Origin of the sequence: Priestia sp. SIMBA_032, from assembly GCF_046535215.1 — a bacterium.
GTDB classification, from domain to species: domain Bacteria; phylum Bacillota; class Bacilli; order Bacillales; family Bacillaceae_H; genus Priestia; species Priestia aryabhattai.
Window position 1 is genome coordinate 45,428 of sequence record NZ_JAWRXD010000006.1, and the last position, 15,004, is coordinate 60,431.

Genomic DNA, 15,004 nt, shown 5'->3' on the forward strand with positions numbered 1-15,004 from the left:
TGAACCAATTTTGAAAGGATTGTGTCAACATGGCAAATGAATTTAGAATTTGTGATGATTGTCAGGCAACAAACGTCAAAACGTTGTTACCTCGACTTAAAAAAATAGATGAACAAGCTGAAGTACAAATCGGTTGCCAGTCTTACTGTGGGCCCGGACGTAAAAAGTCATTTGCATTTGTAAACAACCGTCCTGTAGCAGCGCCAACAGAGGATGAACTAATCGAGAAGATTGAGAAAAAAGTAAAAAAATAGATAGTGAAACAATAAATAGCTGCTTTTCTGCTACTTATTTGTCGAACGAGCTTCTTACAAACAGAATCGCCTTGTTTGTTAGGTAAATCACCTTGGTTGCTTGACAAGGTGATTTTTTATTCTGAATAGGAAAATAGGAAGTGAGTGTCGAAAAATTATAGCAACAACAAAGTGAAGATAGAGAGGTATGTAAATGACATATCCTAATGAAAAACTCAGTGAAGAAAAAGTATTTAAAGATCCTGTTCACCGCTATATCCATGTAAGAGATCGTGTTATTTGGGAGCTAATTGGGACAGCCGAATTTCAAAGGCTGCGTCGTATTAGACAGCTAGGAACGACATACTTAACGTTTCATGGGGCTGAGCACAGCCGTTTTAGTCATTCCTTAGGTGTTTATGAAATTGTGCGCCGTATTATTGATGACGGCTTTCAAGGACGCCCTGAATGGAATGAAGATGAGCGTCTTCTTTGTCTGTGTGCTGCTTTACTGCACGATTTAGGTCACGGTCCGTTTTCACATTCGTTTGAGAAGGTTTTCCACTTAGATCATGAAGAATTTACACAAGCCATTATCGTAGGTGACACGGAGGTCAATCAAGTGTTGACGAAAGTAGGAAAGGATTTTCCTAAAAAAGTGGCCGAAGTAATCGCGAAAACATATGAAAATAAGCTTGTCGTTAGTTTAATTTCCAGTCAAATTGATGCAGATCGCATGGATTATTTGCAGCGTGATGCGTATTACACAGGAGTAAGCTACGGTCACTTTGATATGGAACGAATTCTTCGTGTTATGCGTCCTCGGGAAGACCAAGCCGTGATTAAACATAGCGGTATGCATGCGGTTGAAGATTATATTATGAGCCGCTATCAAATGTACTGGCAAGTGTATTTTCATCCTGTTACGAGAAGTGCTGAAGTTATTTTGACAAAAATTTTACATCGTGCGAAAGAGCTCCATCATCATTACTATGAGTTCAAGCAGGAGCCCACTCATTTTTATTCGATTTTTGAAGAAGAAATATCGCTAAAAGAGTATTTGAAATTAGATGAATCTGTTATTTTATTTTATTTTCAAGCATGGGAAGAAGAAGAGGATGAAATTTTATCTGATCTATGCCGAAGGTTTATGAATCGTCAGCTTTTTAAATATATTGAGTTTAATCCAAATTCACAAATGAAAATGTGGATGGAGCTTACAACACTTTTTAAAAAAGCGGGCATTAACCCAGATTATTATTTAGTCGTCGATTCTTCAAGCGACTTACCATACGATTTTTATCGACCGGGTGAAGAGGAAGAACGTTTGCCGATTCATCTGTTGATGCCAAATAATGAAGTGCGTGAATTATCACGTCAGTCGGAGATTGTTGAAGCAATTTCAGGGAAAAAGAGAACCGATCATAAATTATATTTTCCACAAGATCTCATTGATCAATTGTCGTCTAAGCGAAAAGTTAAAGATCAGATTATAAACTTACTAAAAGGAGATCAGAGTTAAATAGTATAGGAGTTGAAGGGGCTGTGTTAAACGATCACGCAAAGATTGTGAAAGTATTTTCCGCGGCGGGAGAAGTTGTTGGCAGAAAAAAGTTACAAAAGATGATATTTATCGGAAAAAAACTGAAGTTTCCTTTTTATGAAAAGTATAATTTTCACTTTTTTGGACCTTATTCTGAGGAATTAACGCTTCGAATCGAAGAGCTGTGTAACTTAGGCTTTTTAAGTGAAATTAAAGAGAAAAAAGGCGGGTATATGCAGTATCGCTACGTATTAACAGAAGCGGGGGAAGGATTTTTAAGTCACTATGACTTGGAGCTTCCTCACTTGCAGGAATGTATGAAGGATATGAACGAACAAAGCTCTAAATTTTTGGAGCTCGTCTCTACGATTTTATATTTTGATAATTTACCTAAAGAAGAAGTAAAAGAAAAAGTGTTTACGTTAAAGCGTAAGCAAAATTATACAGAAGAAGACATTGCAGAAGCATACGAATATATTGAAAAACTTCAGGCAACTCTGTCTGTGCATTAAAAAGATGCCATAGGTCAACTCCTATGGCATCTTTTTTATGTAGGCGTTATTGATCACTCATGCGCTTGCCTGCTACAGCATAATGGTTTTTAGACATTTCTTCGATGATAATGGATACTTTTTCAGGTGATGCACCTGTTGTTTCTACAACAGCATCCGTTACTTTTTCAACAAGAGCTCTTTTTTGATCATCTGTACGCCCCTCAAGCATCTTAACAGTTACAACTGGCATAATGTGTACACTCCTTTTTGGTCAGTATATGATTAGTGTACCCGTTTTCTGAATAAAATGACAGTATGAGGTAGTGATGCAGGTCATAATCTGTAGTATACTTTTATCATAACATCGATGCAGAAAACCAGGTGTGGCCAAAGGGAGCCCATGTATGGTTTTTGAGACCTTTGAGGCCATATTCAAGAAGCCTTGTATCCTTTTTAGCGTAAGCAAACGTTTTATTTAGTAGATATGATGTGTAGAAATTATTTTAAAATAAAGGAGATAAAGAGTGGAACATTTTTTAGCTTTTTCATTGCAAGACCTTCCTTACGTGGTGATGACCCTTATTGTTGCATTCACACTGCATGAGTTTGCACATGCATATGTAGCTTATTTATTTGGAGACCACACGGCTAAAAAGCAAGGAAGGCTAACGCTTTCTCCGCTGGCTCATTTAGATCCATTTGGAACGCTTTTGTTAATTATCGCAGGTTTTGGGTGGGCGAAGCCGGTTCCTGTTAATCGCTATTTCTTTAAAAAGCCTCGTTTAGCTGGTATTCTAGTATCGATAGCGGGACCGTTTAGCAACTTGGTGTTGGCATTTATCGGCTTGCTTATTTACTATTTGATGAATAATGCCGCAGTGGACAACGATGCGCTTTATCGTTTTGTTACATTATTTATTCAAATAAACCTAACACTAGGTGTATTTAACTTGTTGCCTTTTCCGCCTTTAGACGGCTACCGCGTGATTGAAGATCTCGTTCCGCCGTCTACGCGAGCTAAAATGACGCAGTATGAGTCTTGGGGTATTTTTGTATTTCTGATTCTTGTGATTACACCTCTGGATCGAATTGTGATCTGGCCGCTTCTAAACGGAGCAGCAACGTTTGTTATGAATATCTTTCAGCAGATATTAGCACCACTGATTTAATGAATAGAGGAGGCTTACTATGACTCAGCCAAAAAAGAAAAGTATAGGATTTAATATCATAAAAGACGATTCAACCGACGGCCACGGCGGCTACGGAGTTGGGGCGTTAAGTTTAGAAAACATTTCACCCGTTTTTGTTTGCCCGAGCGACGAAGAAGTATTTGTGGATATCGGTGCGATGCATGCAAGAAGTGTAGTAGAAAAAGGAATTAAGTTCTTACCGAATAAAGACGAGGTGCCAAACGGCAAGTTATATTGGCTCGTATGGGTAACGATTGATCGCAAGCAAGAAGGACCTTACTACGCAGGTATGACAGCTTGTGAAATGACCGTTGATCGTGAAATTCGCCGCGGCTATAAGTCACTCCCTGAACATGTGAACAAAATGGATAAATCCTTAAAACGACGCATTATGGTAGAAGAAATGGATAACAAGTCTAAGGCTTTGCTTCGCGAGTTTTTGAAGTCTCATAATGAAGAAATCTGGACGTTATCTAATGATGACTTAAAAGAAGCGCTTCAAACATCGTAATGCTAAAAAAAGCTTAAGGCCTTGGCCTTAAGCTTTTTTTAATCAAACCATTTTGGTAGCCAATGAAACTTTTTATTCTCTGCTTCATGCTGTTTTTTCTTCGTTTTTGCTGCATGATCGATGTGGTCAGTACAATATGTTTTCGGCTGTGTACCAGTTAAATAATAAGCTTTATATTGAACAGGGCATGATTTGGATGCTAACTTTCCATTTTGAGGATTAATGTTTACGCTCATTAATCCATTTGGTGCTTTAAACTTTTCTTTTTTCTTCCCTTTTAAAGCATCTTCCATAAATAGCGCCCACATTTTTTTTGCGTATCCTTTTTCAGCTACATCATCCATTGTCCTTCCTTGATCATATCCAACCCAAACTCCTGAAACGAGCTGAGGAGAGTAGCCAATCATCCAGCTATCCGTAGAAGTTGTGCCCGATTTTCCCGCGTAAGGACGAGATACATATTTAGAAATAGGCTTTCCTGTGACGGTTGTATAGCCATTTAGCTTTTGATTAAACATGCCGGTCATTAAATGGGTAGTAAGAAAAGCATAGCGTTTATCAATGACTTGTTTCCGTTCAGAAGGAGCTTGATAAACAACTTCTCCGTCATGGGTTTCAATTCGTTTAATAAATGTTGGACGAATTTCTTTTCCGCCATTAGCAAAGATGCCGTACGCATTAACCATATCAATGACTTTGACAGGTGAAGTTCCAAGAGCTAAAGATGGAACTTTCTTTAAAGGTGATGATATACCAAGTGTTTTAGCGGTTTCGATCAAGCGGTTTTCCCCAATGAACAAATGCGTTTTTACCGCATAAATGTTGTCTGAAAGTGCGATGGCTTGAGCCATTGTAATAGGAGCATCTGCATAATAATTGTGATAGTTACTAGGTGTGTATGTCGAAACACCATCTTCTAATTTGAACGTCGTTTCTTCACTTTTCATTGGAGTGGATTCAGTGAAACCATCTTTTAATGCCGCATAGTATAAGAATGGCTTCATGGTTGAGCCGGGCTGTCTTATTGCTTGAGTAGCGCGATTAAACGGGCTCTTTTCATAATCTCTTCCCCCAATAAGAGCTTTCACTTGTCCATTTTTAGGATTCATGGCAACAAATGCACTTTGTACGTCTGAAGAGCTGCTGATAACATCTTTCATTTTTTCTTCTGCCGTTCGCTGCATCTTTTCATCCAGCGTTGTATAAACGCGAAGTCCATTTGTATAAATCATGGTTTCATCAATGCCTAAATCTTGCTTTAATTCTGCTAGCGCTGCATCCATAAAGTAAGAAGCATCTTCTTTATTAGGATCTTTTTCGGCAGGCTTTGCAAATGCTAGAGGGGTTACAAGCGCTTTTGTAGCCTGCTTACCTGTAATAATTCCATCCTCTTTCATGAGAGATAAAATGATATTTTGTCGTTTTTTTGCATTTTCTTGATGAATAAGAGGAGAGTAGTAGCTAGGGCCTTTTGGAATACCTGCTAACATACTCGCTTCACTTAACGTCAAATTTTTGGCGTGCTTATCAAAATACAGCCTAGCTGCCGCTTCAATTCCATAAGCTCCATGGCCATAGTAAATCGTATTCATGTAGCCTTCTAAAATTTGGTCTTTGCTATAATTCATTTCTAACCGAATCGTATACAGAGCTTCTTGAAGCTTTCGAGTCCACGTTTTATCGTGCTCTAGAAACAAGTTCCGTGCATACTGCTGAGTAATGGTACTCGCACCCTGTACTTTTCCCATAGCTTTTATATCAGCTACAATTGCTCCGGCGATTCGATGCATATCAAAGCCGTGATGCTCATAAAAGCGCTTATCTTCCACGGCTAAAGTCGCATCTTTTACGTAAGGTGAAATTTGATTAAGTGAGACCCAGTAGCGCTTTTGTCCATTGTGAACTTCATCAAGAACTTTACCGTTTGCTGAGTAGAAAACAGCTGTTTGAGAAACGTTTAGCGGAGGGGGGCCAGCGATTTTGGCGTAGAGAAAGATGCTTATATAGGCAAACAACAATAAAGCCCCCGCTAATATACCAAGGACGAGAAGAATTCGGAAGACGCGTCTTGCCTTTTTTAAATGTTCGGTTAATACCGTTTCCATTTCCATTCACCACCAATATGTGTCACTATGCACCGTATATGCTGCTTATAACGCAACAAAATTCTATTAAAAGAGCGGTGCAAGTAGATTCTAAAGCTTGTATCTATCATCAGTATGAAATAGAAAAGGTGGTTTTAAACCTCCATTGCTAAAAATTTTACTTGCTTTTTTGCTGAATTCATCTATACTTTTTTCATGTTTGTATAAATTATGTTAGGGTAATCTATGCATAGGTTAATTCTCAAAATAGAAGGGAAGAGTTTGAAATGGAATTATGGTTCACAGAAAAGCAAACAAAGAACTTTGGTATTACAGCTAAAATTAATCGCACTTTACATACAGAGCAAACGGAGTTTCAAAAATTAGATATGGTTGAAACAGAAGAGTTTGGTAACATGCTCCTACTTGACGGTATGGTTATGACAACAGAAAAAGATGAGTTCGTTTATCATGAAATGGTTGCGCATGTACCGTTATTTACGCATCCAAATCCAGAAAACGTACTAGTTGTAGGTGGAGGAGACGGAGGCGTAATCCGTGAAATCTTAAAACACCCAAGCGTAAAAAAAGCAACGTTAGTTGATATCGATGGAAAAGTTATTGAGTACTCAAAAAAATTCTTACCTTCAATTGCGGGCAAACTAGAAGATCCTCGTGTTGATGTACAAGTAGACGACGGATTTATGCACATCGCTAAAAGCGAGAACGAATACGATGTCATTTTAGTGGATTCAACAGAGCCAGTAGGCCCAGCTGTAAATTTATTTACAAAAGGGTTCTATGCAGGTATCTCAAAAGCACTTAAAGAAGATGGTATCTTTGTTGCTCAATCGGACAACCCTTGGTTCACGCCAGAGCTTATCTCAAATGTTCAGCGTGACGTAAAAGAAATCTTCCCAATTACACGTCTATACGTAGCGAATATTCCAACATACCCAAGCGGTTTATGGACATTTACAATGGGCTCAAAGAAACATGATCCATTAGAAGTAAGCGAAGATCGTTTCTTTGATATTGATACAAAGTATTACACAAAAGAATTGCACAAAGCGGCATTTGCTTTACCTAAATTTGTGCAAGATCTTATTAAATAAGTTATCACATACAAGTGAGATGCCAGAGGTGTAAGGCTGGCATCTTTTCTATGAGTTATGAGTAATGAAGGAGGAACAAAATATGCGTTTTGATGAAGCTTATTCAGGTAATGTATTTATCGGCAGTCACCCTGTTTTTGAAGAAAGTGAAGCGGTTCTTTACGGAATGCCAATGGACTGGACAGTTAGCTATCGTCCAGGTTCACGATTTGGCCCAACTCGTATTCGTGAAGTATCAATTGGATTAGAAGAATACAGCCCGTATTTAGATCGGGAGCTAGAAGAAGTAAAATATTTTGATGCAGGAGATATTCCACTTCCATTTGGAAATCCTCAGCGCAGCTTAAATATGATTGAAGAGTATATCGACCAGCTTTTAGCAGCGGACAAGTTCCCATTAGGCATGGGCGGAGAGCATTTGGTTTCTTGGCCTGTTATGAAAGCTATGTATAAAAAATATCCTGATTTAGCCATTATCCATATGGATGCTCACACGGACCTTCGTGAAGAGTATGAAGGAGAACCACTTTCTCATTCCACTCCAATTCGTAAAGTGGCTGAACTAATCGGACCGGAGAATGTTTATTCATTTGGTATTCGTTCAGGAATGAAAGAAGAATTTCAATGGGCAAAAGAAAACGGCATGCATATTTCAAAGTTTGAAGTTTTAGAGCCGTTAAAAGAGATTCTACCAACACTTGCAGGTCGCCCTGTTTATGTAACAATTGATATCGATGTATTAGATCCAGCGCACGCTCCTGGTACAGGAACAGTAGATGCAGGCGGTATCACATCAAAAGAGCTTTTAGCTTCTATTCACGCAATTGCTAAATCAGATCTTCGCATTGTCGGAGGAGATTTAGTAGAAGTAGCTCCAATTTATGATCCGTCTGAACAAACAGCTAATACAGCAAGCAAGCTTATTCGTGAAATGATCTTAGGCTGGGTTCAAAAGAAATAAATAAAGTAAAAAGGCGGCCGCCTACGGCCGCCTTTTTTGTGTGAAATATGTGAGTACGTCAAACACAGTGAAAAGAGGAATTCTCGGCTTATCTATCATATTTCCTTTGAAGTATTATTGAATTCTTTCTTTAGAATGTTTATACTATTTAAGTTATAACGTATTCATTTTAATAAGGAAGTGTCTTTTGTGAGTAACGCTTCAGAAGTCAAAAAACCTATTGAAGTTAAAATTGTGACGGATATCCGCGATGGTCACCGAAAAGAGACAACATCGGTAAATGCAAAAGGTATGTATTATGAAAAAGGATCGAAAATTTATCTTACATACACGGAGCGCCAAGAGGAAATCGGAGATATTAGAACAATGGTGAAAATTAGTGAAGATGAAGTATCAATTAATCGAACCGGTGCTGTTCAAATGAAGCAATCGTTTCGTAAAAAGGTACAGATCGAAGGAACTTATATAAGCCCTTATGGACGTATGGATTTACTAACATTCGCTCATAACATTGAATATAAACAAATGACTCAAAAGGGTCGATTATTTTTAACGTATGATCTAGAAGTACAGGGTCAGTCTACCGGGAAATATGCGTTAACCATTACATTCAAGGAGGAGAAAAAATGAACATCGTCGAACAAGTACAGCAAAAATTAAAAGCTGAAATTCAAGATGCTGTGGTCAAAGCAGGACTAGCTGAAAAAGCAGAACTTCCAGAAGTTCTATTAGAAACCCCAAAAGATAAAACACACGGTGATTATTCTACTAATATGGCTATGCAGCTAGCTCGTATTGCCAAAAAAGCTCCGCGTGCTATCGCTGAAGAGCTTGTAGCAAATTTCGATAAATCAAAAGCATCTATCGAAAAAATTGACATTGCAGGCCCTGGATTCATCAACTTTTATATGAATAACTCTTATTTAACAGAGCTTATCCCAACGATTGTAAAAGCTGGTGAAGCGTACGGTCAAACAAACGTAGGAAACGGACAAAAAGTACAGGTGGAGTTTGTTTCAGCTAATCCGACAGGGGATTTACATTTAGGACATGCCCGCGGTGCTGCAGTTGGAGACTCACTGTGTAATGTTCTTGAAAAAGCAGGTTACGATGTGTCACGTGAATACTATATCAATGATGCCGGTAACCAAATTAATAACCTGGCTTATTCAGTAGAAGCACGCTACATGCAGGCTCTTGGTTTAGAGAAAGAAATGCCTGCAGACGGCTATCATGGTGCTGATATTATAAACATCGGAAAAGAGCTAGCAAAAGAGCACGGAGACAAGTATGTAAACGCCTCTGAAGAAGAACGTTTTGAATTCTTCCGTCAATACGGATTAGATTATGAGTTAGCTAAATTAAAGCGTGATCTTGAACAGTTCCGTGTGAAATTTGACGTATGGTATTCTGAAACGTCTCTTTATAAAAATGATAAAATTTCAGTTGCACTTGAAACGTTGAAAAAACAAGGCCACGTATACGAAGAAGAAGGTGCTACGTGGTTCCGTTCTACAACATTTGGTGATGATAAAGATCGTGTGTTAATTAAAAATGACGGTTCATTTACGTACTTAACGCCAGATATTGCGTATCACCAAGACAAAATTCAGCGCGGATTTGACAAGCTAATCAACATTTGGGGAGCCGATCACCATGGATATATTCCTCGTATGAAAGCGGCGATTCAAGCGCTTGGTTATGAAAAAGATACGCTGGAAGTAGAAATTATTCAAATGGTTCAACTGTATCAAAATGGCGAAAAAATGAAAATGAGCAAACGTACAGGTAAAGCAGTAACAATGCGTGATCTAGTAGAAGAGGTAGGCCTTGATGCAACTCGCTACTTCTTTGCGATGAGAAGTGCGGATACACATTTAGACTTTGATTTAGATTTAGCTGTTTCTCAATCTAATGAAAATCCTGTATACTACGCGCAATATGCTCATGCTCGTATTTGCAGTATTCTTCGTCAAGGTGAAGAGATGGGGATTCAATCAACATCTGGCACTGACCTTTCATTAATTAGTGCAGAGAAAGAAATGGAACTGCTGAAGAAAATCGGAGAGTTCCCTCAGGCCGTAGCGGAAGCAGCAATAAAACGTATTCCGCACCGCATTACGAACTATGTATTTGATCTTGCTTCTACGTTCCATAGCTTCTATAATGCAGAAAAAGTATTAGATAGCGATAATGTAGAAACAAGTAAAGCGCGTATTGAACTAGTGAAAGCTGTTCAAGTAACGCTTCAAAACTCCTTAAAACTAATTGGTGTTTCAGCACCTGAAAAAATGTAATAAAAAAAGAGCCTCTTGGCTCTTTTTTTGTTTAAAAAACAAGGGTGGCGCCTCCGGTACGCTTTACTCCTCTCATTGATGCTAAATCTTCCACTAATTTTAGCAGCGCTTTATCTTTTAACTTTGCTTCAATCATTACGTCAAAATCTTGTCCGATATCTTTAGCTATTTGCAAAAAAGGTGCGATGAACTCAGTTGAGACATAATCAGAGTGACTTCTAAATTCTTTTTCAGATTTAGGAGAAGAGATATGTACTTTTGGTTTTAACCCGATATGTTTCCACGTGTCAAAGATACGAGGGAGCAATAGGTCAAGAGGTTCTTCTCCTTCATTTGCTTTGTGGTGGTGATAATCAAAGAGGAGAGGGACTTCCTCTTTTTCGCATACGGCTAATGTTTCTTCAGTTGTGTATGTTTTATCATCGTTTTCAAGAGTCATGCGCTTTTTAATGACAGGCGGCAGCGTTTGAATGTTTTCATGAAATCGACCGATCGCTTTTTCTTTATTGCCATAAGCTCCTCCTACATGAATATTAATAAGAGCTTGATCGGCTACTCCCATCGCTTCAAGCATTCTATAGTGATAATCCATATCTTTTACCGCATTTTCTGTAATGTGTTTTTTGTCGCTTGTAAATAATGTGAACTGATTGGGGTGAAAACTCACGCGCAGCTGATGATTCCGAATCAATTCTCCTATCTCTGACCAGTCTTCTTGGAACGCATCAATGTAATTCCAATCTACTTCAGGATGAGTAGCTAAAGGGACAAGAGAAGATGATAATCGATACAGCATAATTTCGTGGGCAATATTAAAATGCAAAACGCGCTTAGTATGATTCAAATTTTGTTTTGTGACGTGATGAAGCTTATCCAGCCTCTCATCTTTTTTCATTTTTCCCCATCTAGTAAACGTGAGAGTTTTAGCAGGTGAGCAGTCCCAAAGCGACAGGGCATGTGATACATAGCCAAATCTAATTTTCATGATAAATCTTCCTCTTTTCGTTCATTAAAGTAACGGAGAAATAAAGGTTGCAAATCCTTGCTTTAGTTTTTCACTCCATTTTCGGTTTTTGACATCTTCTAAAGACAAAATTGGGCATTCTCCCATACAAGCTTTAAAGCTGTTCTTTACTTCTTCAATGTATGTTGCATCATAGATTAAACAGTTGATTTCAGCATTTAAGAACAAGCTTCTTTTATCAAAATTAGCCGTTCCTACATCGCAGATCACATTGTCTGCAATTAATACTTTGGCATGGTAAAAACCGTAATAATATTGATAAATCATACAGCCTGCTTGAAGTAATGTGGGAAGATAGGCAAACGCAGCATGATGAACAAGCGGTTGATCTGCACGCATTGGAATTAAAATATGAACTTGTACTCCCCGTGCACGAGCTTGCAGTAAAGCATTCATCAAAGGTTCGCTTGGAATAAAATAAGGAGTACCTATGTACAATTCCCTATTGGCTTTGTTGATAATCGATAAAAAGCTTTCTTCAAGTGAAAAACCTTCAGTCGACTGTAGCTGAATAACATAGTCTCCTTCAGAGGTTGGTGGAAAGTATCTTTCCACTTTACGTAGATCTAAGCCGGTAGCAGCATACCAGTCGCTCAATAGCTGCATTTGAAGGTCTTGTATACTTTCACCTTCCATACGCAGGTGGTAATCTTTCCACACCCCAAGCTTGGCGTCGAGTCCTAAATATTCTCTTCCAATATTAAAACCTCCAATGTAGCCAACTTTCCCATCAATAACGGCCATTTTACGGTGATTGCGTGCGTTGAGTGTATAAAACAAATAAGGCCACCGCAGCGTTCGACTGTAAGCAAAATGAACACCTTGTTTCTTTAAGAATGCAATTTTGTTTTTCTTAATTTTATAGCTTCCTACACGGTCTACCAATAATCTGACTTCAATATTTTGACGTGCTTTTTGGACTAGTAAATCTAAAAATTCTTGGCTAATTTCATCATTTTGTACAATGTAAAACGATAAATGGATAAATGAAGAGGCATTTTCTATTTCGTGAAATAAATCTTTATACAAGACATTTCCGTCTGCGAACAAAAAAAGAGAAGCACGGCGCTTTGGAAATGTATTTTCAGCCTGAGAAAATACTTTTTTTCCAACGCCAAGGTCAATTGCAAGCCAAGCAATAAAAATAATAAAAAGTAAAATTACAACCATGCCGCTCATCATGTCACCTCTTTTCCCGATGTAAATACATTTTATGTTGTTCTTAGTGTCACCTTGTTTAAATAGAATATGAACAAAAGAACGAAAAGATATTGACTGAATGCTCATTCATTATATACAATGAAAACAGATATATTATCAGAAAATTTAGTCGTCAGGAGGAAAGAAGGTAACAAATTATTCAAGGAGGGGACGAGATGACAGGGTTGCTGTGGGTGAATTTTCTCTTTTTTATTATTGTAACCGCTTACGCTGTTTCTTTGTTTGTCTATTTAATTCGCACACGCATTGAGTATATTCAATTAGGAAAAAAAGTTGAATTTGATCAGCGCTTAAAAGAAAGGCTGCAAAAAATTTGGGTGAACGTGTTTGGACAAAAGAAGCTGTTAAAAGATAAAAAAAGCGGAATTATGCACGTCATGTTTTTTTATGGGTTTATTTTAGTTCAGTTCGGCGCGTTAGACTTCATTATAAAAGGTTTGCTTCCAGGTAAGCATTTGCCGCTTGGACCTTTATATCCAGGCTTTACATTTTTTCAAGAAATTGTAACGTTTTTGATTTTAGTAGCAGTTGTCTGGGCTTTTCACCGCCGCTATGTCGAAAAGCTTGTGCGTTTAAAAAGAGGGTTCAAATCTGGTTTAGTGCTGATTTTTATTGGAGCACTTATGCTGTCAGTGCTTGTTGGAAACGGCATGTCAATCATCTGGCATAATCATGAACCAGCATGGACAGAACCGATTGCGTCATCGATTGCCATCTTGTTTAAGGGAATCAACGATACTGCCGCTATCTCCATTTTTTATGTTTCATGGTGGATTCACTTAGCCGTGTTATTGACGTTTTTAGTATATGTTCCTCAATCAAAACATGCTCATTTACTGGCTGGACCGGCTAATGTATTTTTTAACCGTGTTTCTAAGCCAGGTAAGCTTGAAAAGATTGATTTTGAAGACGAGACGCAGGAGACGTTTGGGGTTGGAAAGATTGAAGAATTCACGCAGCATCAGCTTATTGATTTATATGCCTGTGTGGAATGCGGCCGATGTACGAATATGTGTCCGGCAACGGGTACAGGGAAAATTTTATCTCCAATGGATTTAATTTTAAAGATGCGCGATCACTTAACAGAAAAAGGAGCGGTTGTGACATCTAAGGCTCCTTGGGTTCCTACGTATGCATTCTCTAAAACAAAAGGAAATCAGCTGGCGGTGATGGCGGCCGGCCAAGGCGGAGCAGAAGCCGCAGCAACAGCGGAATATAATCCCGCTTTAATTGGAGATGTCATTACGGAAGAAGAAATCTGGGCATGTACAACGTGCCGAAACTGTGAAGATCAATGTCCCGTAATGAACGAGCATGTAGATAAGATCATAGATTTACGACGTTTTTTAGTATTAACCGAAGGAAAGATGGACGCGGATGCTCAGCGTGCCATGACGAATATTGAGCGTCAAGGAAACCCTTGGGGATTAAACCGAAAAGAGCGTGAAGAATGGCGACATGTAAGAGAAGATGTTCACATTCCGACTGTTAAAGAAGTAAGTAAAGCCGGTGAAACGTTTGAGTATTTGTTCTGGGTAGGTTCCATGGGGTCTTATGACAACCGCAGTCAAAAGATCGCTCTATCGTTTGCAAAGCTTCTCAATGAAGCTGGTGTTTCATTTGCGATTTTAGGAAATAAAGAAAAAAATTCTGGTGATACGCCGCGCAGGTTAGGCAATGAATTCTTATTTCAAGAATTGGCTTCTAAAAACATCGCTGAATTCGAAAAAAATGAAATCAAAAAAATTGTTACCATTGATCCACATGCTTACAATATCTTTAAAAATGAATATCCAGATTTCGGTTTTGAAGGAGAAGTGTATCATCACACAGAATTATTAGCTATGTTGGTGAAAGAAGGTAAGTTGTCACCAAAACATGCGGTTAATGAAAAAATCACCTTCCATGATTCCTGTTATTTAGGAAGATATAACGAAGTATACAGTCCACCGAGAGAAATTTTGAAAGCGATTCCAGGTGTTAGTTTGATTGAAATGGATCGCAACCGTGAAAATGGTATGTGCTGTGGAGCAGGAGGAGGGTTAATGTGGACGGAAGAAACGACCGGCCAGCGTATTAATGTAGCGCGCACGGAACAAGCCTTAGCCGTTAACCCAAGCGTTATCAGTTCAGGTTGTCCGTACTGCTTGACGATGCTAAGTGACGGAACAAAAGCAAAAGAAGTAGAAGAAAAGGTTCATACGTATGACGTAGCAGAACTGCTTGAAAAGTCAATTTATGGTGAAGTGCAAGAACAGGTTTCATAAAGGAGAAGTAGAGATGGTATTCATCTCTACTTTTTACAGAAAGGAAACTGAGCAAGCGTTCAAT

General features: G+C 38.5%; 14 protein-coding genes. 10 read left to right on the forward strand and 4 right to left on the reverse strand.

Annotated elements, in window-relative coordinates:
* The first annotated feature begins 29 nt into the window (after positions 1-29).
* The 3 genes from SB717_RS19510 (at position 30) to SB717_RS19520 (ending at position 2,288) form a co-directional block, all read left to right on the forward strand.
* Complete coding sequence (locus SB717_RS19510; protein WP_013059850.1) at positions 30-254, forward strand: YuzB family protein; 225 nt, start codon at positions 30-32, stop codon at positions 252-254.
* A gap of 193 nt (positions 255-447) precedes the next feature.
* Positions 448-1,755, forward strand: a complete 1,308-nt coding sequence (locus SB717_RS19515) for an HD domain-containing protein (RefSeq protein ID WP_013059849.1) — start codon at positions 448-450, stop codon at positions 1,753-1,755.
* Positions 1,756-1,778: 23 nt separating this feature from the next.
* Positions 1,779-2,288 carry a YwgA family protein gene (locus SB717_RS19520; protein WP_013085498.1) on the forward strand — a complete coding sequence of 170 codons (510 nt, stop codon included), beginning with the start codon at positions 1,779-1,781 and terminating at the stop codon, positions 2,286-2,288.
* 46 nt (positions 2,289-2,334) lie between these two features.
* On the opposite strand, the gene SB717_RS19525 is transcribed toward SB717_RS19520, so the two are convergent.
* The gene (locus SB717_RS19525; protein WP_013085497.1) at positions 2,335-2,520 is read right to left on the reverse strand and encodes a 2-hydroxymuconate tautomerase; all 186 of its coding nucleotides are present in this window, start codon (positions 2,518-2,520) and stop codon (positions 2,335-2,337) included.
* 274 nt (positions 2,521-2,794) lie between these two features.
* On the opposite strand from SB717_RS19525, the gene SB717_RS19530 reads away from it, so the two are divergent.
* A complete protein-coding gene (locus tag SB717_RS19530; RefSeq protein ID WP_016765944.1) occupies positions 2,795-3,439 on the forward strand; it encodes a site-2 protease family protein in 645 nt (214 codons plus the stop codon).
* Between the two features lie 19 nt (positions 3,440-3,458).
* Positions 3,459-3,971: a YwhD family protein gene (locus SB717_RS19535; RefSeq protein ID WP_013085495.1), complete on the forward strand. Its 513-nt coding sequence runs from the start codon at positions 3,459-3,461 to the stop codon at positions 3,969-3,971.
* 38 nt (positions 3,972-4,009) lie between these two features.
* Here the strand turns inward: SB717_RS19535 and SB717_RS19540 are convergent, their stop codons facing one another.
* Entirely contained in the window at positions 4,010-6,076 is a 2,067-nt protein-coding gene (locus SB717_RS19540) for a transglycosylase domain-containing protein (protein ID WP_074681859.1), read from the reverse strand.
* Positions 6,077-6,342: 266 nt separating this feature from the next.
* Between SB717_RS19540 and speE the strand changes: the two genes are divergently transcribed.
* The 4 genes from speE (at position 6,343) to argS (ending at position 10,428) form a co-directional block, all read left to right on the forward strand.
* Complete coding sequence (speE, locus tag SB717_RS19545) at positions 6,343-7,170, forward strand: spermidine synthase (RefSeq protein ID WP_045293809.1); 828 nt, start codon at positions 6,343-6,345, stop codon at positions 7,168-7,170.
* 82 nt (positions 7,171-7,252) lie between these two features.
* Entirely contained in the window at positions 7,253-8,131 is an 879-nt protein-coding gene (gene speB, locus SB717_RS19550) for an agmatinase (protein WP_013059842.1), read from the forward strand.
* 189 nt (positions 8,132-8,320) lie between these two features.
* Positions 8,321-8,761 carry a YwiB family protein gene (locus SB717_RS19555; protein WP_025752471.1) on the forward strand — a complete coding sequence of 147 codons (441 nt, stop codon included), beginning with the start codon at positions 8,321-8,323 and terminating at the stop codon, positions 8,759-8,761.
* On the forward strand, positions 8,758-10,428 hold the full coding sequence (argS, locus tag SB717_RS19560) for an arginine--tRNA ligase (protein ID WP_410904509.1): 1,671 nt from the start codon (positions 8,758-8,760) through the stop codon (positions 10,426-10,428). The genes SB717_RS19555 and argS overlap by 4 nt, the downstream gene beginning before the upstream one ends.
* Before the next feature lie 31 nt (positions 10,429-10,459).
* Here argS and uvsE read toward each other — a convergent pair whose 3' ends face one another.
* Together uvsE and cls are read right to left on the reverse strand one after the other, a co-directional pair.
* Positions 10,460-11,413 carry a UV DNA damage repair endonuclease UvsE gene (uvsE, locus tag SB717_RS19565; RefSeq protein WP_410904510.1) on the reverse strand — a complete coding sequence of 318 codons (954 nt, stop codon included), beginning with the start codon at positions 11,411-11,413 and terminating at the stop codon, positions 10,460-10,462.
* Positions 11,414-11,437: 24 nt separating this feature from the next.
* Positions 11,438-12,631, reverse strand: coding sequence for a cardiolipin synthase (cls, locus tag SB717_RS19570; RefSeq protein WP_410904511.1), 1,194 nt, complete (start codon positions 12,629-12,631; stop codon positions 11,438-11,440).
* A gap of 197 nt (positions 12,632-12,828) precedes the next feature.
* Between cls and SB717_RS19575 the strand changes: the two genes are divergently transcribed.
* A complete protein-coding gene (locus SB717_RS19575; protein ID WP_410904512.1) occupies positions 12,829-14,940 on the forward strand; it encodes a (Fe-S)-binding protein in 2,112 nt (703 codons plus the stop codon).
* Positions 14,941-15,004 lie beyond the last annotated feature (64 nt).

What these genes read in the sequence shown, in the direction of transcription:
- SB717_RS19510 (WP_013059850.1), top strand. Translation starts at nt 30, where the DNA reads ATGGCAAATGAATTTAGAATTTGTGATGATTGTCAGGCAACAAACGTC.
- SB717_RS19515 (WP_013059849.1), top strand. Translation starts at nt 448, where the DNA reads ATGACATATCCTAATGAAAAACTCAGTGAAGAAAAAGTATTTAAAGAT.
- SB717_RS19525 (WP_013085497.1), bottom strand. Translation starts at nt 2,520, where the DNA reads ATGCCAGTTGTAACTGTTAAGATGCTTGAGGGGCGTACAGATGATCAA.
- SB717_RS19535 (WP_013085495.1), top strand. Translation starts at nt 3,459, where the DNA reads ATGACTCAGCCAAAAAAGAAAAGTATAGGATTTAATATCATAAAAGAC.
- SB717_RS19540 (WP_074681859.1), bottom strand. Translation starts at nt 6,076, where the DNA reads ATGGAAACGGTATTAACCGAACATTTAAAAAAGGCAAGACGCGTCTTC.
- speE (WP_045293809.1), top strand. Translation starts at nt 6,343, where the DNA reads ATGGAATTATGGTTCACAGAAAAGCAAACAAAGAACTTTGGTATTACA.
- speB (WP_013059842.1), top strand. Translation starts at nt 7,253, where the DNA reads ATGCGTTTTGATGAAGCTTATTCAGGTAATGTATTTATCGGCAGTCAC.
- argS (WP_410904509.1), top strand. Translation starts at nt 8,758, where the DNA reads ATGAACATCGTCGAACAAGTACAGCAAAAATTAAAAGCTGAAATTCAA.
- uvsE (WP_410904510.1), bottom strand. Translation starts at nt 11,413, where the DNA reads ATGAAAATTAGATTTGGCTATGTATCACATGCCCTGTCGCTTTGGGAC.
- cls (WP_410904511.1), bottom strand. Translation starts at nt 12,631, where the DNA reads ATGAGCGGCATGGTTGTAATTTTACTTTTTATTATTTTTATTGCTTGG.
- SB717_RS19575 (WP_410904512.1), top strand. Translation starts at nt 12,829, where the DNA reads ATGACAGGGTTGCTGTGGGTGAATTTTCTCTTTTTTATTATTGTAACC.